This is a genomic window from Mesorhizobium sp. 1B3 (assembly GCF_050958605.1).
GTDB lineage: Bacteria > Pseudomonadota > Alphaproteobacteria > Rhizobiales > Rhizobiaceae.
In genome coordinates this window covers 277,127-298,369 of the sequence record NZ_JBJHDO010000009.1, presented here as the reverse complement: position 1 = coordinate 298,369, position 21,243 = coordinate 277,127, and the positions used below count along the sequence as shown (strand labels likewise).

18 protein-coding genes are annotated in these 21,243 nt (G+C 65.3%); 8 read left to right on the top strand and 10 right to left on the bottom strand.

Annotated elements, in window-relative coordinates:
* Nucleotides 1–4: 4 nt before the first annotated feature.
* Nucleotides 5–1,102 (bottom strand): hypothetical protein, encoded by a 1,098-nt coding sequence (locus tag ACCO56_RS23615; RefSeq protein WP_433643314.1) that lies wholly within the window; start codon nt 1,100–1,102, stop codon nt 5–7.
* Nucleotides 1,103–1,125: 23 nt separating this feature from the next.
* Nucleotides 1,126–1,917 carry an enoyl-CoA hydratase/isomerase family protein gene (locus ACCO56_RS23610; protein WP_433643313.1) on the bottom strand — a complete coding sequence of 264 codons (792 nt, stop codon included), beginning with the start codon at nt 1,915–1,917 and terminating at the stop codon, nt 1,126–1,128.
* 133 nt (nt 1,918–2,050) lie between these two features.
* Between ACCO56_RS23610 and ACCO56_RS23605 the strand changes: the two genes are divergently transcribed.
* On the top strand, nt 2,051–2,887 hold the full coding sequence (locus ACCO56_RS23605) for an enoyl-CoA hydratase-related protein (RefSeq protein ID WP_433643312.1): 837 nt from the start codon (nt 2,051–2,053) through the stop codon (nt 2,885–2,887).
* 6 nt (nt 2,888–2,893) lie between these two features.
* Here ACCO56_RS23605 and ACCO56_RS23600 read toward each other — a convergent pair whose 3' ends face one another.
* A complete protein-coding gene (locus ACCO56_RS23600; RefSeq protein ID WP_433643311.1) occupies nt 2,894–4,480 on the bottom strand; it encodes a class I adenylate-forming enzyme family protein in 1,587 nt (528 codons plus the stop codon).
* Nucleotides 4,481–4,753: 273 nt separating this feature from the next.
* On the opposite strand from ACCO56_RS23600, the gene ACCO56_RS23595 reads away from it, so the two are divergent.
* Together ACCO56_RS23595 and ACCO56_RS23590 are read left to right on the top strand one after the other, a co-directional pair.
* Nucleotides 4,754–5,851 carry a phosphotransferase family protein gene (locus ACCO56_RS23595; protein ID WP_433643310.1) on the top strand — a complete coding sequence of 366 codons (1,098 nt, stop codon included), beginning with the start codon at nt 4,754–4,756 and terminating at the stop codon, nt 5,849–5,851.
* A gap of 40 nt (nt 5,852–5,891) precedes the next feature.
* Nucleotides 5,892–6,626, top strand: coding sequence for a FadR/GntR family transcriptional regulator (locus ACCO56_RS23590; RefSeq protein ID WP_433643326.1), 735 nt, complete (start codon nt 5,892–5,894; stop codon nt 6,624–6,626).
* Nucleotides 6,627–6,726: 100 nt separating this feature from the next.
* Here the strand turns inward: ACCO56_RS23590 and ACCO56_RS23585 are convergent, their stop codons facing one another.
* Nucleotides 6,727–7,737 (bottom strand): NADPH:quinone oxidoreductase family protein, encoded by a 1,011-nt coding sequence (locus ACCO56_RS23585; RefSeq protein WP_433643309.1) that lies wholly within the window; start codon nt 7,735–7,737, stop codon nt 6,727–6,729.
* Nucleotides 7,738–8,027: 290 nt separating this feature from the next.
* Here ACCO56_RS23585 and ACCO56_RS23580 point away from each other — a divergent pair, with 290 nt between their 5' ends.
* Nucleotides 8,028–9,278, top strand: a complete 1,251-nt coding sequence (locus ACCO56_RS23580) for an acyl-CoA dehydrogenase family protein (RefSeq protein WP_433643308.1) — start codon at nt 8,028–8,030, stop codon at nt 9,276–9,278.
* 110 nt (nt 9,279–9,388) lie between these two features.
* On the opposite strand, the gene ACCO56_RS23575 is transcribed toward ACCO56_RS23580, so the two are convergent.
* The 6 genes from ACCO56_RS23575 to ACCO56_RS23550 all read right to left on the bottom strand — a co-directional run bounded on the left by ACCO56_RS23575 (nt 9,389) and on the right by ACCO56_RS23550 (nt 16,419).
* Nucleotides 9,389–11,725: a 3-hydroxyacyl-CoA dehydrogenase/enoyl-CoA hydratase family protein gene (locus ACCO56_RS23575; RefSeq protein WP_433643307.1), complete on the bottom strand. Its 2,337-nt coding sequence runs from the start codon at nt 11,723–11,725 to the stop codon at nt 9,389–9,391.
* Between the two features lie 61 nt (nt 11,726–11,786).
* On the bottom strand, nt 11,787–12,578 hold the full coding sequence (locus ACCO56_RS23570; protein WP_433643306.1) for an enoyl-CoA hydratase/isomerase family protein: 792 nt from the start codon (nt 12,576–12,578) through the stop codon (nt 11,787–11,789).
* 4 nt (nt 12,579–12,582) lie between these two features.
* Complete coding sequence (locus ACCO56_RS23565; RefSeq protein ID WP_433643305.1) at nt 12,583–13,545, bottom strand: NAD(P)H-dependent flavin oxidoreductase; 963 nt, start codon at nt 13,543–13,545, stop codon at nt 12,583–12,585.
* On the bottom strand, nt 13,545–14,189 hold the full coding sequence (locus tag ACCO56_RS23560) for a TetR/AcrR family transcriptional regulator (RefSeq protein ID WP_433643304.1): 645 nt from the start codon (nt 14,187–14,189) through the stop codon (nt 13,545–13,547). Before ACCO56_RS23560 ends, ACCO56_RS23565 begins: the two co-directional genes overlap by 1 nt.
* Before the next feature lie 300 nt (nt 14,190–14,489).
* Nucleotides 14,490–15,386, bottom strand: a complete 897-nt coding sequence (gene aguB, locus ACCO56_RS23555; RefSeq protein ID WP_433643303.1) for an N-carbamoylputrescine amidase — start codon at nt 15,384–15,386, stop codon at nt 14,490–14,492.
* A 1-nt stretch (nt 15,387) separates the two neighbouring features.
* A complete protein-coding gene (locus ACCO56_RS23550) occupies nt 15,388–16,419 on the bottom strand; it encodes a histone deacetylase family protein (RefSeq protein ID WP_433643301.1) in 1,032 nt (343 codons plus the stop codon).
* A 169-nt stretch (nt 16,420–16,588) separates the two neighbouring features.
* Here ACCO56_RS23550 and ACCO56_RS23545 point away from each other — a divergent pair, with 169 nt between their 5' ends.
* The 4 genes from ACCO56_RS23545 to ACCO56_RS23530 all read left to right on the top strand — a co-directional run bounded on the left by ACCO56_RS23545 (nt 16,589) and on the right by ACCO56_RS23530 (nt 21,227).
* Nucleotides 16,589–18,256, top strand: coding sequence for an amidohydrolase (locus ACCO56_RS23545; protein ID WP_433643325.1), 1,668 nt, complete (start codon nt 16,589–16,591; stop codon nt 18,254–18,256).
* A 117-nt stretch (nt 18,257–18,373) separates the two neighbouring features.
* Nucleotides 18,374–19,468 (top strand): ABC transporter ATP-binding protein, encoded by a 1,095-nt coding sequence (locus ACCO56_RS23540; RefSeq protein WP_433643300.1) that lies wholly within the window; start codon nt 18,374–18,376, stop codon nt 19,466–19,468.
* Nucleotides 19,469–19,474: 6 nt separating this feature from the next.
* A complete protein-coding gene (locus ACCO56_RS23535) occupies nt 19,475–20,434 on the top strand; it encodes an ABC transporter permease (protein ID WP_433643299.1) in 960 nt (319 codons plus the stop codon).
* The gene (locus ACCO56_RS23530) at nt 20,427–21,227 is read left to right on the top strand and encodes an ABC transporter permease (protein ID WP_433643298.1); all 801 of its coding nucleotides are present in this window, start codon (nt 20,427–20,429) and stop codon (nt 21,225–21,227) included. The genes ACCO56_RS23535 and ACCO56_RS23530 overlap by 8 nt, the downstream gene beginning before the upstream one ends.
* The last annotated feature ends 16 nt before the right edge of the window (nt 21,228–21,243 follow it).

The window sequence follows — 21,243 nt, the reverse complement described above, 5'->3', positions numbered from 1 at the left end:
GCGATCACTTCGCCAGATATTCGGCAACGCCCGACGGCAGCTTGCCCCCTTCGGCCTGGATGAGCTCGGCATAGAGCTTCGCCGTCGCCCGCGCCGGATGCCCGTTCGCCTCGGTCTTTTCGATCCAGGCGACCCATGTGTCGGCCGCCGCCTTGTCGATGTGGGCCTTCATGGCCGGCGACAGATCGTTGATCGACACGAACGACCCGCCATCCTTGCTGATCGACTCCTCCTTGACCGTGCCGACCCGCGCTTCCCATTGTCCGGCGTTCTTCGTGCCGATGGCGCGCGCCGTCTCGTCCCAGAGCTTCTTCTGTTCGTCGCTCAGTTGGTCCCACATCTCGTTGCTGACCGCGAGATAGCTCTCCCAGTGGCCGATGGAGACATCGACGATCGAGTGCCGCAACAGTTGCTGGAGCGAATAGGACGGCCAGTCCGAGATGGCGAGCACAAGGCCTTCGATCGTGCCGCGCGAGGCCGCCTCGAAGGCCTGCGAAGCCGGAATCGTCACCGGCGTGGCGCCCAGCTTCTCCAGCACGATGGTATGAAGGGCGGAGCCGGCGCGAAGCGGCAGGCCCTGGAGATCCGCCGGCTCCTTCAGGACCTTCTTCACCGTTGAGATCGAATAGGGCGCCGTCGCGCCCAGCGCCCATGCGCGAATGCCTTTGTCGGCGATCTCGTATTGGTAGAAGGTCTTGCCGTCCTTCAATTCCACGTCGGAGTCGAGGAGTTTCTGGAAGGCCCGCGTCACCATCGGCGAATCCGTGCCGTAGGTCGGCAGCTGGGTGACATCGGACAGCGGGAACCGGCCCTCGTGATAGGGCGCCAGCAGCGGCGCGGCGACATGGATGGTGCCGCTGTTCAAACTGTCCAGTTCCCTCCCGACGGCGGTCAGCTCGCCTGCGTAGAACCGCGTGAACGTGATCTCGCCATTGCTTCCCTGCTCGATGGCGTCGGCGAAGGGGTCCATGTGGCTGCCGACCCAAAGATGCGGCTTGCCGAGACCCGTCGATATGATGAATTCCGCGGCTCCGGCGGTGCCCGTCAGCAGTGCGCCAAAAACAGCCGTCGCGGCAAGCAATCCGCGTGCGTATGCGATCATTGTCCTCTCCCCTTGGATCGTTATCATTTGCCGACAAATTGAGCCGGCCGTTTTTCGAAGAAGGCGCGCACGCCATCCCGAAAGTCTCTCGTCTGAGCCGACTCGCAGAAGGCGAGGCATTCCTGGCCGAGCTGATCGCGCCATGTTCGTTCCTGGCCTTGCCGCATGAGGCGCCGCGTCGCGACCAGCGCGCGCGTCGCCTTACCGGCGAGCATGCCGGCAAGGGCGGCGGTCTCGGCCTCGAGCGCGGCCGGATCCACCAGGCGGTTGACCAGCCCAAGATCGAACGCCCGTTGCGCGGTCAGCGGTTCGGAGAGAAAGGCGATTTCCAGCGCGCGGCGCTGGCCGACGACGCGCGGCAGCAGCCAGGACAGGCCACCGTCGGGCGTGCTGGCTATCGCGTCGTAGGCGTAGACGAAGCGGGTGTCGCTCGCCGCGATCGCGAGATCGCAGGCCAGCATGATGCTGTTACCCGCGCCCGCAACTGCGCCGTGAACGCTGGCTACTGTCGGCACTGGCAGATCGCTCAGCACCTCGACCGCCACGTTGAGGGCCATGATTACCTTGCGCGCCTCGCCGGGGGCCTGTTCGCCTGCCTCGTCCAGATAGCCGAGATCGCCGCCGGCCATGAAGGCGCGCCCTTCGCCGCAGACGACAAGGCAGCGCACGTGGGGGTTTGCCGCGACCTCGCGCAGCAGGGCATCCAGGCGGCGAATCGTATCGAGGGTGAGCGTGTTGAGCCGGCCGGGCGTGTTGAAGGCAAGCCATGCCACCGCGCCCTCGACCGTCAGCCTGACGCTCTCTTCGTTGCCCATGGCAGCAGCCTCCCCCGAATTCCTCCGCGCCGCACACCAACTATCCGAATGTCCGACATTCCAACATTGACCTCTGCCTTTGACCTTGTCAACATGGACGCATCATCGGGCAGATGCTGCAGGGAGGAGCCGGGTGGAATTCACGGATATCGAGTATATGGCGTCGGAAGGCGTTGCGACGATCTGGCTGAACAGGCCGGGCAGGCTCAATGCTGTGCGCGCGTCGACACTTGACGAACTTCTGTCTGCCTTGGACCGGGCCGACGCCGACGACGGGATCAGGGCCGTAATCGTCAGCGGCAGGGGACGCGCCTTCTGTGCCGGCACCGATCTCGCGGACGGATTCCGCCTTCCCGAGGGCGGCGATCCTGCCTCGGGCGACGGCGTGCATCCGGACCTTGGGGGGCGGGTGACACTCAGGCTCTATGAGATGGTCAAGCCGGTGATCGGCGCGATCAACGGGCCGGCAGTAGGGTTCGGCGCGACATTCCCGCTTGCGATGGACTTCCGCCTCGCCTCGACCGACGCGAAGTTCGGCTATGTCTTCACCCGGCGCGGTATCGTCGCCGAATCCTGCTCGAGCTGGTTCCTGCCGCGTATCGTGGGAGTCGGCACCGCGCTCGATTGGATGCTGACCGGGCGCATGATCCAGGCCGGCGAAGCGATGGAAAAGGGGCTTGTGCAGGAATTGCTCGCACCCGACGCGCTGATGGCCAGGGCGGAGGAGATCGCGCGTGACATCGCCGCCAACACGGCTGCAATGTCCGTGGCGATGAACCGCCAGCTCCTGTGGAAGCTGCTCGATGCCGATCATCCGCGCCGCGCCCACGAGCTGGAATCGCGAGGCCTTGCCGCAGCGCTCGCCGGACCCGATTCGCGCGAAGGCGCGGCCTCTTTCGCCGAGAAGCGCGCGCCCGCCTTCACCGGCAAGGCTAGCGATGCCTCGTTCATGCGCACTTGGTGGGCATGAAGGTGTTCAGGACGCCGGCGGCAGCAGGTCGCGCAGCGACGTCTTGAGGATCTTGCCGTTGGCATTGCGCGGCAGCGGAGCGTCAAGGAAGGTGACGCTGTCGGGCACCTTGTAGTCAGACAGCCTCTCGGCGCAGTGGCTTTTGATCGAGGCTTCGTCCACTGGCCGACCGTCGGAGAAGATGAAGGCGTGGACCTTCTCGCCCAGCACCGAATCGGGGCGGCCGACCACCGCGCTCTCGACCACTGCGGGATGGTGCGACAGCACACTCTCCACTTCCACGCAATAGACCTTGAATCCGGCGCGGTTGATCATGTCCTTCTTGCGATCGAAGACATGGACGTAGCCCTCGGCGTCGATCGAACCGACATCGCCGGACCGCCAATAGCCATTGACGAAGCTCGCCTTGTCCGCCTCCTTGTTATCCCAGTAACCGGGCACGACCATCGGTCCTGCGATCAGCAGCTCACCGCTCTCGCCAGGCGCCACCTCCCGGCCGTCCTCATCAACGATGACGATATCCGCGCAGGGCACCGGCCTGCCCACCGAGGCCGGGCGGGTCGCGATATCGCCCAGCGGCAGAATGGTCGCCGGCGAAGTGGTTTCGGTCGAGCCGTAGCAGTTGACGAGCGTCAGGTCCGGCAGGGCTTCCTTCAGGCGGTCGATGGTCCCCTGAGGCATCGGCGCGCCGCCAAAGCCGGCTACGCGCCAGCCCGACAGGTCGAAGCTTTTGAAATTCGGGGCCAGCAGGCACAGATTATACATGGCCGGCACCATCAGAGAGTAGTTCATCTTCTCGCGCTCGGCCAGTTCCAGAAAGGCGCGCGCCTTGAAGGCCGGCATCATCACGGTGGCGCCCCGCACGCGCATCATCGTGAGGATGATTGCGACGAGGCCGGTGACATGGGAGGCCGGAACGGCGAGAACGCCGACATCGCCCTCCCGCAGCTCCAGCGCATGCTGGTAATGGATCACCGAGTGGATCGTGCTGAAATGTGTCAGCATGGCGCCCTTCGGCCTGCCTGTCGTACCGGACGTGTAGAGCAGGCAGAATGTGCTGTCCTCGGCGACGTCCGGCAGGGGAGTCCTCGGCCCATCCGAGGTCAGTTCGGCGAAGGACCGGCCCGGGCCGTCGCCCACCACAAAGAGATCCCGCAGGGCCGGGACGCTTGCTCGCTCCGGCAGGTTCGACAAATGCTCTGCGGCGTAGATCAACCCGGTCGCGCCGCACTGGTTCAGCACGAACTCGATTTCGGGTCGACGCTGGCGTGTGTTCATCGGGACCGCGACAAGGCCGGCGCGCGCTGCACCCAGAACGGCAAAGACGAACTCGAAACTGTTGTCGAGCAGGATCGCGACGCGGTCTCCCGGCGCGAACCCGCCCGTCAGAAAGTTGGCGGCTACGCGGTCTACGATTGCGTCGAGTTCGCGATAGGAAAACCTGCCTTCGCCAAGCACCAGCGCCGTCTGATCCGGTGCCAGCGCTGCCGCCTCACGGAACATCTGGTCGACCGTGCGCGGCCGGTCGGTAAAGGCGCGCACCACGCGCTCTCCATAGTGGATTTCATGGCGCATCTCGCCAAAGGCCATCATTTTCCTCCAGTTGCCTACCGGCCGCCGCCCTGATCGTCTCCGCTCGACAGTAACAGGCATAGCCTCCGCCGGCTCTGGTATGCCGTCGCCCCCGGGCGAGCCCGGCTTATGATGGACACTAGCTCAAGACCGATTGTCCGACAATCCGATTTCATCTCCAGACTCGCCGTCGCAACCTTGTTCCGCCCGAGACGGGACCAGCCGGGTTGACATAGTCTACAAAAACGAAAAGAGTTGTCGGACAATAGAACAATCAGACCAATGAACGGCTCTTTGCGACAGACAACCGGGAATCTCATTGCAGGCGCAGACATCCCCTTCGACACGTTCGCGCTCGGGAATTTCCTGAGGCGGGAGATCGCAGACCTTGACGGGCCGATGCTGATCGAGAGCATCGACGGCGGCCAGTCCAATCCGACCTTCTTCGTCACCTTCGGCGAGCGCCGCATGGTACTGCGCAAGCGCCCGCCGGGCGCGTTGCTGCCTTCCGCCCATGCCGTGGATCGGGAGTTCCGAGTGCTCGCAGCGCTCCAGGGAACGGCCGTGCCGGTGCCGAAAGTGTACCTGCTCAACGAGGACGAGAGCCTCATTGGAACCGCCTTCTATGTCATGGAGCGAATCGACGGCCGCATTTTCCGCGACAGCCGGCTCGCCTCGGCGCCGAAAGCGGAGCGGCGCATCATGTATCGATCGATGGCCGAGACGCTGGCCGCCATCCATACGGTCGACGTCGAGGCGACCGGCCTCTCGAGCTTCGGCAAGCGCGGAAATTTCTACCAGCGCCAGATCGCCCGCTGGACCCGCCAATGGCATCTGTCGAAGACCCGCAGCATCCCGGAGATCAACCGGCTGGCAGCCTGGCTTCCAGCCAATCTTCCGGACGACGAGCGCACCACGATCGTGCATGGCGACTTCCGCGTCGGCAACCTGATCTTTCATCCCACCGAGCCGCGCGTGGTGGCGGTGCTGGACTGGGAGCTGTCCACGCTAGGCCATCCGCTGGCCGACCTCGCCCATAGCTGCGTCTACACCTGGATGCTGCGGCCGGACGAGTATGGCGGTGTCATGGGGCTCGATCTGGAGGCGGAAGGCCTGCCGACGGCGGAGGAATTCACCGATGACTACTGGGGCGCCCTGGGCGGCGGCGGACGGCTGGGCATCTTCCAGATGGTGCTCGCGCTGTTTCGCAATGCGGTGATCTTCGAGGGCATCGCGGCGCGGGCGAGAGACGGCAATGCGGCAGCGTCCGATGCCGAGCGCGTCGGCGCGTTGGCGCCAGTCTTCGCGCAACGCGCCGTCGCATTGATCGACAATGGCAGCATCGGAAGCGAGACGGCGGAGAGGTCGCGCGCGGCCGGCGTATTGTGCTAGTTCAGGGTGGGGATTCGAGGCAGAACGGAGCTTGAGTGGCGTGGAGCTGGAAAAGCTGAATGTGCCGCCAGCCTATCAGGCGGTTTCAAGGGAGTTGCAGCGGCATATTCTCTCCGGGGCGCTGAAGCCCGGCGAGCCCTTGCCCAGTGAGATCGAGCTTGCCGCCAAGTTCGGGGTCAACCGTTCGACGGTACGCGAGGGAATCAGGCAACTGGAAAGCGAAGGGCTGGTGCGGCGGGAAGGCCGCAAGCGGCTCCTGGTCACGGTGCCCCATCATGCCGACCTGGCGCCGCGCACCACCCGCGCGCTCGTGATGCAGGAAGTCACGTTCCGTGAGCTGTGGGATGTCGCCTATGTGCTCGAGCCCCTGGCGGCGGGACTGGCGGCGCAAAATGCGGACGAGGAAGACCTTGCCATGCTGCGCGCCAATATCGAGGCCACCGCCGCCACTATCGAGCGCGGCGTGTCGCCGGGCGCTCTCGATCTGCAGTTCCATTCGCTGGTTTCGGCCGCCGCAAAGAACAAGGCGCTGCTGCTCAGCCGCGAACCTGTGGGGCTGCTGCTTTATCCGGCGTTCGAGGCGTTCCGTCCGCGCCTGCCTCAGGCGGATGGAAGGCTTCTCGCCGCGCACCGGGAGATGGTCGCCGGGCTGGAGCGGCGCGATGGCGAGTATGCCAGGCGCTGGATGACCAAGCATATCGAGGATCTGAAACGTGGCTGGCTGCTGGCCAAGCTCGACCTCGACCAGAGGATCGACCCCTCGCTGACGCCGTAGAGCGGGATCCGCTCGAGTGGAACGTGCATCCCGCTTTGGCTATTGATAGGTCGCATTTCCACAGATGATTCCACTTGGCTGAAAAATGCGCGCGCGGCGGTCAGTCGACTGTGACGACGACCTTGCCCGTGACGCCGCGCCCCGCCAATGCGGCAATCGCGCCGCCGGCATCCTCCAGCCCGAAGCGCGCATGGATCCGCGGCTTGATCTTGCCTGCTCGATAGAACTCGAGCAGCTCGGCTACCGAGCGCTGGTGCTGCTCCGGCTCGCGCTCGATGGCGGCGCCCCAGAAGACGCCACGGATGTCGCAGTTTTTCAGGAGCGGCAGGTTGAATGGGAGGTTCGGGATGCCTGCGGGAAAGCCGACGATCATGTAACGCCCCTCCCAGGCGATCGCCCTCAGCGCAGGCTCGGCATAGCCGCCGCCGACCGGATCGATCACCACCGAAGCGCCGCCCGGCGCGCATGCCTCCTTGAAAGCCGCCGCCAGCGCCTTCTGCTCCTCGCGCGAGGGTGAATGGAGCGGATAGAGGACCGTTCCTTCCGCGCCTGCCGCCCGGGCGGCAGCGAGCTTGGCTTCGCTCGACGCTGCCGCGAGGACGCGAGCGCCCATCGCCTTGCCGAGTTCGACGGCGGCCAGCCCTACGCCGCCCGCCGCCCCGAGCACGAGCAGCGTCTCGCCCGGCAGGAGGCGCGCGCGATCCTTCAGTGCGTGATAAGCCGTTCCGTAGGTCATCAGCAGCGATGCCGCCTCGTCGAACGGAATCTCCGGCGGGCATGGCGAGCATTTGGACACAGGCACGCAGACATAATCCGCCATGCCGCCCCAGCCGGTCATCGCCATCACCTTCTGGCCGACCTCGAGGCCGCCGGCATCGGGCCCCAGCGCGTCAATCACGCCCGACACCTCGGCACCAGGGGCGAACGGCCGCTCGGGCCTGAACTGATACCTGTCCTCGATGATCAGCAGGTCTGGATAGTTGACGCCGACGGCGTGGACTCGGATGCGTACCTGCGAGCCCGAGGGCTCGGGCCGCGGAACCGAGCCAAGCTTCAGAGTGTCCGGGCCACCTGGACTCGTGCTCAGGGCGGATCGCATTGAGTGCTGCATCAAGGGCTCCTCTCATTTCCTGTCCGACAAACCGATAATCGGGCGAATGCTTGCCGCCGTCAACACGGATCAGGTTTCCGCTAAGCGGCTGCGCCGGATGCCAAGCCGAACCGAAATTCCTTGGTTGACAGCACTCGACGTTCGCCTACAGATGTCCAATTGTCGGACAGACGGATAATTAAGGGCCTAAGAGGTCGGCCAGCCCGATGCTCCTGTGCTCCTGCTCCTCCCTTGCACTGCGGGCGGGGTTCGCCGGGTGGGGCGCAGACGATTGACGAAGGGAGAGTGAAATGGATTTCCAGTATTCGCCAAAGGTGGAAGCGCTGCGCGCGCAGCTCAAGGATTTCGTCGATCGCGAGATCGCCCCTAACAACCACGAATGGCACCGGCAGGTGGCGGAGCAGCGCTACCCAACGGACCTGGTCGGCCAGCTGAAGGCCAAGGCCTATCAGGAAGGACTGTGGAACCTGTTCCTGCCCGCCCTTCGCGATGACGAGCCAGGCACGCGGCTCACCAATCTGGAATATGCGCCTTTGGCCGAGATCATGGGGCGGTATTTCTGGGCTTCGGAGGTCTTCAACTGCTCCGCGCCCGACACCGGCAACATGGAGGTGCTGCACCTCTTCGCCACGCCCGAGCAGAAGAGCCGGTGGCTGACGCCGCTGCTGGAAGGGGCGGCGCGTTCCATCGTCTGCATCACCGAGCCGGACACGGCCTCGTCAGATCCAACCAACCTCCAGACGACAATTGCGCGCGACGGCGACCACTTCGTCATCAACGGACGCAAATGGTTCTCGACCGGCGCGCTGCATCCCAATCTCGCCTTCGCTTTGGTGCTCGGCGTATCGAATCCGGACGAAAGCGCACCCCGTCATTCGCGTCATTCATTCGTGATCGTGCCCAAGGACACCCCTGGCTTCGAGGTGGTGCGCGACGTCCCGATCATGCATCATCACTCGCCCGAGGGCCATTGCGAGGTCGTGTTCCGCGACGTGCGCGTGCCGGTGGAGAATCTGGTCGGCGATGAGGGGCAAGGCTTCGCCATCGCGCAGGCGCGCCTCGGGCCGGGCCGCGTCCACCATTGCATGCGCACCATCGGCCAGTGCGAGCTGGCGCTGGAGCTGATGTGTGACAGGGCGTTGTCACGCACCACATTCGGCCAGAAAATCGCCGACTACGCCAACATCCAGGATTGGATCGCCAGGTCGCGGATCGAGATCGACCAGGCGCGCCTCCTCGTGCTTCATGCCGCGTGGCTCATGGACACGCAAGGCAACAAGGCTGCGCGCACCGCTGTCTCCGCGATCAAGGTGGTGGCGGCGAAGCTTCAGAACGAGGTGCTCGACCGCGCGATCCAGGTGTTCGGGGCGGCGGGCCTCACGCCCGACACCCCGCTGTCCTATCTGTGGACCTGGGGCAGGGCGCTTCGCTTCATCGATGGACCCGACGAGGTGCATCTGCGCGGTATAGCGCGGGAAGAACTGAAGGCGGCGAAGGCGGCCGGACCGCGCAATCTCGAGCATTTCACCTATCGCCGCTGAAGCGGTTCCTACACCGTATCAGCCCCTGCATATTCTAGCATGTCGTTTGCCCCAAAACCGCTGCACACTTTTGGGCGACATGCATTCACGCAGGGGCTGATTTCCTGACATCAGTTTCGCAGCGGCTTGCCGGTCTTCAGCATGTGGTCGATGCGCGCCAGCGTGGCCGGTGTCCGGACGAGCCGCGTGAGCGCCTCGCGCTCGAGCCGCATCAGTTCCTCCTCCGTCGCCTGTGGCCGCGTTTCGGCGCCACCGGTCAACACCCATGCAAGGATCTCAGCCATCGCGACGTCCGTATCCGTCATCCGGCCGGCGGCCTTGCCCTGCTCCACCGCTCCCGTCAGCACCGCTCGGACGTCGGGCCCACCGAGGGCGATCGTCGCGCGCGCCGGCGCTTCGTAGCCCGCCTTGGCCAGCGCTGCCGCGCGTTCCTTCGCGGCCGCGATCAATTGGCCACGGTTCATGACGATGCCGTCCGACGGCCGCAGCAAGCCAAGCGCACGCGCTTCGAGCGCGGAGCCGGTCGGCGTGCCCGCGAAGATCGTGTCGAAGACCCTTTGAGCCGCGGCAGAGGGTTCGCCGGATGCGGCCTGCGCCCGCAGGAGCAGCTGGGTGCAGCCGCCCCAGGCCGGGACCAGGCCGACCTTCATCTCCGGCAGCCCGGCCTTGAGCTCGGCGTGGGCGACGATCGCGTCGGCATGCAGCATGAACTCGCAGCCACCGCCCAGTGCGAAGCCGTGCGCCGCCGCGACGACTGGGAACGGCGCGTATTTCAGGCGCAGGAACAATTCCTGCCCGCGCGCGAGATAAGTGTCGATCGCCTGCCATTGCTCGCTGCCGATCATCTCGGCAAAGAAGCCGAGATCGGCCCCGACGGAAAAGGCGCGCGGATCGTCGTTGCCGAGGACGAGGGCGCGAAAGGCTTTCCCCCCCTGCTCGACCGCCTTTTCCAGCACGTCGAAGACCGCCGGCGCGAAGCTGTTCATCTTGGTGTGCAGCTCCAGGCATGCGACGCCGTCCCCGAGATCCCAGACCGATGCCGCTGCGTTGGTGAAGATCGGGTTTGATCCGGCCTTGACGGCGGCAAGTGCGGAGCCACCCGCCGCCGGTGCCGCAAGGCGCTCGCCGGAGCTTGCGAGCGGACGGCCCTGCACGTCGTAGAAGCCGCCCGCTGCGGCGGCGGCACGCAGCAGGTCGGGCGCAACCCTTTCGTCCGCTTCGAGCCTTGCGACGACCCGCGCTGCGCCGTAGGCGTCGGCGAGGCGGAACGGCCCACGCTTCCACGCATAGCCGAGTTCCATAGCCGTATCGATCGCGGCGACATCGGCGGCGATCTCCGGAGCATGCCTGGCCGTGTAGAGCAGGACGGACGAGAACACCGTCCACGCATAGGCTCCAATCGGACCCTCGGCTTCGAGGAGGGCGGCAAGATCGCGTCCCCCTCCCGGCAAGGCGGTCTGCTTGACCGGGGCCTCCGGCCGGTAGTCGCCACCGCTGAGATCCATCGCCTCGCGCGCGCCGCCCTCACCACGCCGATAGAAGCCAGCGCCGGCCTTGCGCCCGAAGCGGCCGGCCGCCATCAGGTCCCGCACGAGTCCGTCACCGGGCAAGTCGTGCGCCTGGATCGCGTCCGTTGCCGGCAGGGTTCTCATCAGGCTACCCCACACATGGGGGATAAGGTCGATGCCGATCAGGTCGAGCAGGCCGAATGCACCCGTGCGCGGCACGCCGAAAGCCGTGTTGACGGCGTCGGCCTCCTCGACGGTGAGGCCCCCTCGCCTGGCTTCCAGCGCCGCTGCCGCCAGCCAGTAACAGCCGATGCGGTTGGCGATGAAGCCCGGCGTGTCGAAGCAGTCGACCACCGTCTTGCCAAGCACCGTCTCGCACGCCGCCTTCACGCGGGCTATCGTTTCGGACGCGTTCTCTTCCGCCGCCACGATCTCGACGAGGTTCATGACGCGCGGCGGGTTGAAGAAGTGCGTGATGAGGAAATGCGACGCCAGATTCTCTTCCATTCCGTCCGCGAGGGCGGCGCGGGGAATGGTCGACGTGTTGGAGGAGACGATCGCTCCCTGTTTTCGGACCGCGGCGATCTTGCGATAGAGCACACGCTTGGCTTCCAGATCCTCGATGACGGCTTCGACGATCCAGTCGGCTTCAGCGAGAAGGCCGATGTCGTCCTCGACATTGCCGGCACGGACGAGCCGCGCGGCTTCCGCGTCCATGAAGCCGCCTGTCTTGAGCTGCCGGTCGATGCCGGCGACGGCAGCCGCGTTTCGCGAGGATGCGTCCGCGCCCGCCACGTCGAGCAGGATCACGGGCACGCCGGCATTGGCGAACTGGGCCGCGATCCCGCCCCCCATGGAACCCGCGCCGATGACGGCGGCGAGACGAATGCCGGTTGCGTCCACGCCGACGGCGCGCGACTGTAAGGGAATTGAGGTCATGTTGTCTCCATGGTGGCGAGCCCACGCGCCGCGACGCACGTGTGGCCGAAATTGATCGCGATCAACGTCCGTTGAACTGCGGCTTGCGCTTTTCCAGAAAGGCCGCGACGGCACCCGAAAAATCCTCGGTTGAAGCGCATTCTGCGAAGGCTGCCGCCTCCGCGTCGAGCTGCCAAGGCAGGTCGCGCGCGAGCGATTCGCGCATCAGAGCCTTGATGCGCCCCTGTGCCGCAGGCGCGCCTGCGGCCAGCCTCGCCGCGAGCCTTGTCGTCTCGGATTCCAGGTCGGCCACGGGCACGACGCGATTGACGATGCCGAGCGCCAGCGCCTGAAGCGCATCGATGTCGTCGGACAACAGTGCGATCTCGAGCGCGCGGCGCAGACCGACCAGCCGCGGCAACGCAAAAGACGCGCCGCAATCCGGCGGCGCGCCGATGCGCGAATATGCAAGGTTGAACACCGTGTCCTCCGCCGCGATCGCGAGATCGAGATTAAGCGCGATGGACATACCGGCGCCGGCGACCGCGCCCTTGAGGCTGCCGAGCGTGATCACGGGCGCCTTCGCCAGCCGGGCAAGCGCGCGGTGCATCGGCCCGATCAGCTCGGCCGCGGCCGCGGCTCTGTCCTGGGAGCGGTGGAAATGCTGGAGGTCGCCGCCCGCGACGAAACCGCGACCTTCGGCCGAGACGACAATTACGCGCACCGACGGGTCGTCGAGGGCCCGATCGGCGGCGGCCTCGAAGCCGCATGCAGTTTCGACATCCAGTGCGTTGAGGCGCGCCGGCCGGTTGAACCTGATCTCGGCGACGCCGTCGGCGACGCGGAAGCGGACGGCTGGTTCCTGCTCACTCATGACACTACTCCGCCGCCTGTGCCGTGCCGCCGATGGCCGGCTCGGCGCCCAGGCGCCCGATCGCCTCGTGATACTCGTCGATCAGGGCGTTACACAGATGCGCGGCTGCCGGGATGTCCCGGATCGAGCCGATGCCCTGGCCGGCCGACCATACGGTCTTCCACGCCTTGGCCTCGTTCTGCATGTCGAGTTCGATGTGCGCCGGGAGATTGTCCGGGTCGAGGCCTGCCGCGACGATGCTTGGCCGCAGGAAATTGGCGTGGACGCCGGAAATGTTCGGCGTATAGACGATATCCGCCGCATTGGCCGCCACGATCATCTTCTTGTAGTCGTCGCCGACCAACGCCTCGCGCGTGGCGATGAAGCGCGTGCCCAGATAGGCCATGTCCGCGCCCATCATCCGGGCGGCGGCGATGTGACGGCCGGTGGTGATGGCGCCCGAGAGCACCACGGTACCGGCGAAGAAGGAGCGGATTTCGTCGATCAGCGCGAATGGGCTGAGCGTCCCGGCATGGCCGCCGGCCCCGGCGCAGACAGCGATAATGCCGTCCACGCCTGCTTCGGCGGCCTTCTCCGCGTGGCGGCGGTTTATCACGTCATGGAAGACGAGTCCGCCATAGGAGTGAACCGCATCCACGATATCGCCGGCCGCGCCGAGCGAGGTGATGACGAGCGGTACCCGATGGCGCACGACCTGTTCGAGATCCGCTTCCAGACGCGGGTTGGACCGATGCACGATCAGGTTGACGCCGAAGGGCGCGGCGGCAGGGTGCGCGCCGAGCCGCGCCTCGATCTCTTCCAGCCATTCGACGAAGCCGGCGGTGGTGCGCTGATTAAGCGCCGGAAACGTACCTATGAGGCCCGAGCGGCAGACCTCGACAACGAGGTCTGGCCCCGAAGTCAGGAACATCGGCGCGGCGATCGCGGGCAGTTTCAACCGCGCCGCAAGGCTGTCGGGCAATGGCATCAGCTCTCCTTTCCGGGCATGTTCCGTGGCGCGAGACCGTTGATGAGCGTGTCGACGCAGGCATCCGCCACGGCCTGTGACGTCATCGGGCCGTCCGGTTCGTACCAGCGAGCGATCCAGTTGAGGGCCCCCGTCACAGCGAACGTCGTCATGCGGGCGTCGCCAGCAGCAATCGTTCCATCCGCCATGCCATCCTCGACCACCCGGCGTACCGTTGCGTCGATTTCGCGCTTCAGAGCTCGGAACTTGGCGCGACTGTCGCCCGAAAGCTCGTGGTCGGCCGTGCGTGTGACACACATACCGAAATCCCTGGTCATGATGACGGCGTAGTCAAGCATCAGCGCGCGCAGCCGTTCCATGCCCGTGCCGCCGGCGCGCTCGACCGCCTGTGCGGCCTGGCGGATACTGTCGAGCCCGCGCCGGACGCACTCGAACAGGATCTCGTCCTTGTTGCCGAGGTAGTAGTAAATCGTCGGCTTCGACACATTCAACGAGGCGGCCACTTCGTCGAGCGAGGTGGCATGAAAGCCGCGTTCGTTGAACGACCGCACCGCAGCATGCAGCAGAGCCTCGCGCTTTTCGTCGCGCTGGCGCGCGCGCTCTTCGGAATTCGGCCATGGCGACGGTCCCGCGACGTCCGCCATCTGTTTCCTCCCCGGCGCAGCCAGCCGGCGGCGCCTCAAACCTTATCGGTAGGTAATATACTCGCGAGTAGAACCTTGTCAAACCACTCTCTTGACTCGGGCGCAGCGACCGATCGACCACCGAAGCGGCGCTTTGGCACTGCGAGTAAAACGGGGAGAGAGACGACGGCCACTTGGATGTCGCCGGTCGCCAATGGCAGTCGATTGGCGAAAGTGGAGATGAAAGCGGTCTTCTCCCCGCCTGCGGAGAGAAGACCGGCAGGCCGATGAGGGGCTTGCCCAAAGGGCCGCTGATTATTGCTAGTCTCTATTCGCTCTCCCGTCCAAAGTGCCCAACACTCCGTACAGCTCGGGCCGGCGATCGCGAAACAGGCCCCAGGCGGCGCGATCGGCCCGCAACTTCGCGCGGTCGAACGTCGTCGTCAGCACCGCCTCGCCCTCGCGGCCGGCCGAAGCGGCCAGTTCGCCGCTCGGGCCGGCAATGAAGGAGGAGCCGTAGTAGGTCTGCTCCTTGCCGGCGATGATTTCCGTCCCGATCCGGTTCGCCGCCGCGACCGGCATGAGGTTCGCGCCGGCGTGGCCGCGCATGGTGATGCGCCAATGCTCCATCGTATCGAAATCCGGGCGGCCGGGCTCCGACCCGATCGCAGTGGGATAGAGCAGGAATTCCGCCCCCATGAGAGCCATCGCGCGCGCCGCTTCCGGAAACCATTGATCCCAGCAGATGCCCACACCTATCGTTCCGAACCGCGTCGGCCATACACGAAAACCCGTGTCGCCCGGATTGAAATAGAACTTCTCGGAATAGCCCGACCCATCGGGAATGTGCGACTTGCGATAGATCCCGAGAACCGCGCCGACATCGTCCACAATCGCCACGGAATTGAAATAGGCCTGGTTCCGCCTCTCGAACAGCGACACCGGGATAACGACGCCGAGTTCGCCCGCGAGCTTGCGCATGGCGGCGAGCGAAGGATGACTTTCGTCGAGCGGTCGCGCACGCGAGAAATGCGCATGGTTCTGTTCCTGGCAGAAGTAGAGCCCTTCGAAGAGCTCCTGAACGAGAATGATATTGGCGCCGCGTGCCGCGGCGTCGCGCACGAGCCGGCTCGCGGTGGCGAGATTTTTGGCAGCATCGTCGCCGCAGGCGAACTGGACGACGCCCAGCGTGACCTGGTTCGCCTGCGCGCCGGACATGTCAGGCGCCCTCGAAACCGGTCAGCACGCCGACCGCGTTGATGCCGATTTCCTCGACGGCATAGCCGCCTTCCATCACGAACAGCGTCGGCAGGCCGATCTTGGCGATGCGGCGGCCGATCTTCGGATAGTCTTCGCTGACCAGCTTGAAATGACTGATCGGATCCTTTTCGAACGTGTCGACGCCCAGAGAAACGACCAGCACGTCGGGCGCATAGGCCACCACCTTGCCGCAGGCGTCGTCAAGGGAGCGGCTCCAGGCCTCGAAGCCGGTGCCGAAGGGCATAGGGTAATTGTGGTTGAAACCCTCCCCCGCGCCTGCCCCCTTCTCGTCGGCATGGCCCAGGAAAAAGGGATATTCGGTCCTCGGGTCGCCGTGAAGGTTGAGCACCTGGACGTCGGGCCGGGAATAGAAGATCTCCTGGGTGCCATTGCCGTGATGATAGTCGACGTCGAGGATCGCGACCCGCGCGGCGCCCTGGTCGCGGAACCACTGGGCAGCGACGGCGGCATTGTTGATGAAGCAGTAGCCGCCCATGAACGCAGCGCCGGCGTGATGGCCCGGAGGGCGGCAGAGCGCGAAGGCCGCATTCTGCCCTTCCTTGACGAGACGGGCCGCCGTCAGCGCCACGTCGAAGGACGACTTGATGGCATCCCAGGTGCCTTTCACAAAAGTCGCGCCGGCGTCGAAGGAATAATAGCCGATCCTGGCCTCGATCGCCTTCGGCTCGACATCCCCGCGCAGCCCGCGCGTCGGCCAGGTGAACGCCATGGCCGAGCCGCCGTGTCCGGCAGCTTCCCATTCAGGCCACACGGTTGGCAGGAAATCGATGTATGCGGCATCATGCACACGCTTTGCGGCGGCGAGATCGTGCGATTGCGGCTCGATTATGGGACCGAGCTTAACCGCCTCGACACGGGCCTTGATGATTTCAGCCCGCGACGGCTTCTCGAAGCCCGGCACGATGGCGCCGGCCACCAATTCCACCTGGCCGGAATGGCCGGCATGCAAAGGAGAAAAAACTGTCTTCATCTGGATGCTGGCCCGCTCTTCCCGTCGACCCTGTCTCATTGATGCAGATGTTTGTGGCAGAGACTGAGCGCGAGGCCAAGAGGGCAACGGGCGGGCTGTTATACCGTATAACTTCGACTTGCCATGCGTCAGCAGTCTGGCTAGCCTCGAACTTAAACGGGAGCATATGATGCCGCAAACGGCCGATCTGATCGTCGAGAACGCCAGCATTCTGACGATGGATCCCGACACGCCGCGAGCGGATGCGATTGCCATCAGGGGCAGCGAAATCGTCGCGGTCGGCGAGAGGGCCAGCGTGTCCGAATTCAAGGGACGGGGCACGCGCGTCGTCGATGCGGCCGGCGGCTCCGTCGTGCCCGGCTTCGTCGAGTCGCATATGCATCTTTTCGGCGGAGCGGCCGAACTCGAGCACCTGCAGCTTGGCGGCGTGCACGGCTTCGACGCGCTTTCCAAGGCCATTCGCGACTATGCAGCGGCGCGTCCGGAAGCCAAAATGCTGCAGGCCCAGGGCGGGGATTATACGATCCTATCGGCCGAGGAGCGCGTCACGCGCCATCATCTCGACGCCATTCTGCCGGACCGTCCCTTCGCGATGGCCGCGCCCGACCACCACACCATGTGGGCCAACACCAAGGCGCTGGAGATGGCCGGCCTTCTCAACGGCAGAGAGCTCGGCCCCGGCAATGAGATCGTCGTGGGAGAGGACGGGCTGGCCTCAGGCGAGTTGCGCGAAGGCGAGGCCTTCGGACCGGTAGTCGAACTCGCCGGCGAAAGCCGAGTGCGGCTCGGCCTCTCGACGGGTGGCGAACCCGATCCGGCGCCGAGTGCCGCGGAGCGCGCCGCCGATCGCGCCATCATGCGGCGCGGCCTGGAATGGTGCGCCAGACACGGCATCACCTCGATCCAGAATATGGACGGCAATCTCTATCAGTTGGAGCTTCTGTCGGAGATCGAGGCAGAGGGCGGATTGCTCTGCCGGGCACAGATCCCGTTTCACTACAAGAACTTCATGACCGTCGACATGCTGGAAAAGGCTTCCATGATGGCCGAGCGCTATCGCTCGGAATGGCTGTCCTCCGGCATGGTGAAGGTGTTCATGGACGGCGTCCTCGACAGTTGGACCGCCGTGATGGTCGAGCCTTATGCCGATCGCCCTGACTGGGTCGGCGAGCCGCTTTTCACGGAGGAACATTTCAACGCCTTCGCCATCGAGGCCGACAGGCGCGGACTGCAGATCGCCGTGCACGCCATCGGCGACGGCGCGGTGCGCTCGGTCCTCGATGGTTACGAGGCGGCTCGAAAGAAGAACGGCAAACGCGACAGCCGCCACCGGATCGAACATATCGAAGTGATCACCGAGACCGACATACCGCGCCTTGTCGACCTCGGCGTACTGGCCTCCATGCAGCCTCCGCATCCGCCGGGATCGATGGGGCTGCCGCTCGAGCCGACCGTCTCTCGCATCGGCCGCAAGCGCTGGCCGCTTTCCTATGCCTGGCGCACTCTGAAGAATGCCGGCGCTCGCATCGTTTTCGCTTCCGACTGGCCGGTGTCGCCCATCGATCCGATCGCGGGCATGCAGGCGGCGATGGTGCGCAAGCCTTGGGCAGAGACGGATCCCGATCAGAGCTTCAGCTTGCACGAGGCGCTGGCCAGCTACACCGTCGAAGGCGCCTATGCCGGTTTTATGGAGCGCCGCAAGGGCACGCTCAAGGCAGGCTATCTCGCCGATCTCGTTATCCTTTCAGGAGATCTCGAGAAGACGGACCCGCAACAGCTCCACACTGTCCGTCCCGTCACGACGGTGTGCGGCGGCAAGGTCACCTACCAAGCCTGATAGGACTGCTTGTTCAGTCGTGGCTCATATGTCTGTTGCCAAGGTCTCGGGCATATGGTCACATCGTGATGGGGACAAGGCCCGCCGCCAAGAGCGGGACCAGCTGTGAGGACCATCGTGCCGGATAGACCGGATCGGAATGCGATCGAAGTACGCGGGGTCAGCAAGATTTTCGGAGCCGGGGACGCCCAGGTCGCGGCGCTCGACAAGGTTTCCGTTTCGATTCGGGAGAACGAGTTTTTCACGCTGCTTGGACCGTCGGGCTGCGGCAAGACGACCTTGCTGCGGCTGATCGCGGGGTTCGACTTCCCGAGTTCCGGCGGGATCCTGCTTTACGGGCAGGACATCGCGCCGCTGCCGCCATACAAGCGGCCGGTCAACACGGTGTTCCAGAACTACGCGCTGTTCCCGCACATGACTGTGGCCGAGAACATCGGCTTCGGCCTTCAGATGCTGGGCAAGCCCAAGGCGGAGATCGAGGCGCGGGTTGCGGCTATGCTCAAGCTGGTCAAGATGGAGGCGCTCAGGACCCGCCGCACCAGCCAGATCTCGGGCGGCCAGCAGCAGCGGGTGGCACTGGCCCGGGCGCTCGCCCCGCAGCCCAAGGTGCTGCTGCTCGATGAGCCGTTGTCGGCGCTCGACTATAAGCTGCGCAAGGAGATGCAGATCGAATTAAAGCGGCTGCAGGGCGAGACCGGCATCACCTTCATCTTCGTCACCCACGACCAGGAGGAGGCGCTGACCATGTCGGACCGCATCGCGGTGATGTCGGCGGGCAAGATCCTGCAGGTCGGCTCGCCCTGGGACATCTACGACAAGCCGGCCGAGCGCTTCGTCGCCGACTTCATCGGCGAGACCAACTTCCTGACCGGCACGGTCGGCGCGGTGGCCGATGGCAAGGCGACGGTGTCGCTGGCTTCCGGCGCGATGCTTCCGGCCACCGTGGCGGAGGGCTTCGTCCCGCGTGGCGAGGCCACCATCGTGGTGAGGCCCGAGCACGCCCGGGCGGTCAAGGACGGCGGCCAATTGGCCGGCGCGGTCGAGACCATCGTCTATTTCGGCACAGACACCCACATCCATATCCGCCTCGACGATGGAGGCCTGTTCACGGTGCGCCAGCAGAACAGCCGCAGCCGTTCCTGCGGTTTCGATCAGGGCGAGCGGGTCGGCGTGGCGATCGCCGAGGATGCCGCCCAAATCCTGAGGGACTGAGCGATCATGGCGACGACGACGGTGCCGGAAGCCGTGGAGGAAGAGACGAGGGCGGCCGACGCCGCCGCCCGGCGCTTCGAGCGGGCCGACATCCGCCGCCGCTGGCTGCTTGCCGCGCCGGCGCTCGCCATCGTCTTTTTCGCTGCCGTCGGGCCGCTCTTCATCGTGCTCGTCTATTCGTTCCTGGCGCCCGGCAACTATGGCGACGTCAAGTGGCAGTTCTCCACCGATGCCTGGGTCGGCGTGTTCCTCGAGCGCGACATCTTCGACGACACGCTATCGTTTGCCGGCGCTCATCTGTCGATCTTCTGGCGCTCTGTGTCGCTGTCGCTGATGACCACGCTCCTGTGCCTGGTGCTGGGCTTCCCGACCGCCTATTTCATCGCAACCCGGCCCGAGCATCGCCGCGACTTATCGCTGTTCCTGATCACCATCCCGTTCTGGACCAACCTCCTGATCCGCACCTTCGCGATGATGGAGGTGCTGCGCAACGAGGGCCTGGTCAATTCGGTGCTCCGGGCGGTCGGCCTCACCGACCAACCGATCCAGTTCATGTATACCGACTTCGCCGTGCTGGTCGGCATGACCTATGTCTACCTGCCGCTGATGGTGCTGCCGCTCTACGCCTCGATGGAGAAGGTCGACTTCCGCCTGGTCGAGGCCGGCTACGACCTTTACGCCAGCCGGCTTCAGGTGCTGCGCAAGATCATCGTGCCGCTGGTCAAGCCGGGCATCGTCGCCGGCTCGATCCTGGTGTTCATCCCCTCGCTCGGCGCCTATGTGACGCCGCGGGTGATGGGCGGCGGCACCAATCTGATGATCGGCAACCTGATCGAGCTGCAGTTCGGCCAGGGCCGCAACTGGCCGCTCGGGGCGGCGCTGTCGATCACCCTGATGGCCGTGGTGATGGTGGCGCTCATCGTCTATGTGCGCAACGCCGGCCGCCAGGATGTGCGCCATGGCTGATCGTTTCGACGTCAAGCGCCAGGGCGGCTTCACCTTCATGGCGATGCTGTGCTTCTTCCTGCTCTACCTGCCGATCGCCACGCTGGTGGTCTACGCTTTCAACGACAATGATTCGGTCGCCATCTGGACCGGCTTTTCCTTCCGCTGGTTCCACTCGGCGTGGAACAACAGCCAGGTCATCGAGGCCTCGATCCGCTCGTTCCAGATCGCCGTGAGCGCCGCGGTGCTGGCGACCATCGCCGCCACCATGGCGGCGCTCGCGACGACCCGGACAAGACCCTATCCCGGGCTTACCTTCAAATACGCCTTCATCAACCAGCCGCTGATGGTGCCGGAGATCGTCACCGCGGTGGCGCTGCTGATCTTCTTCTCGCGTATCAAGATCTGGACCGGCTATACCGGGCTCGGCTATCTGATCGCCGCCCACACCGCCTTTTGCATCCCCTTCGCCTATCTGCCGATCCGGGCTCGTCTGGAAAGCATGGACCTGTCGCTGGAGACCGCTGCCGCCGACCTCTATGCGACTGGGTGGCAGGCCTTTCGTTATGTCACGCTGCCGCTGTTGTGGCCGGGCATCCTGGCCGGGCTGATGCTTGCCTTCGTCGTCTCGCTCGACGACGTGGTCATCACCGAATTCGTCAAGTCGGGCGGGCAGGATACGCTGCCGACCTACATGCTTGGCCAGCTCCGGCGCATCGTCACGCCGGAGATCAACGCCATCTCGACGGTCTTCCTGCTGCTGTCGGTCGGCATCGTCACGATCTTCTTCTTCGTCAGCAGGAAACGGGCCTGAGACCGCTAGCGGCCGG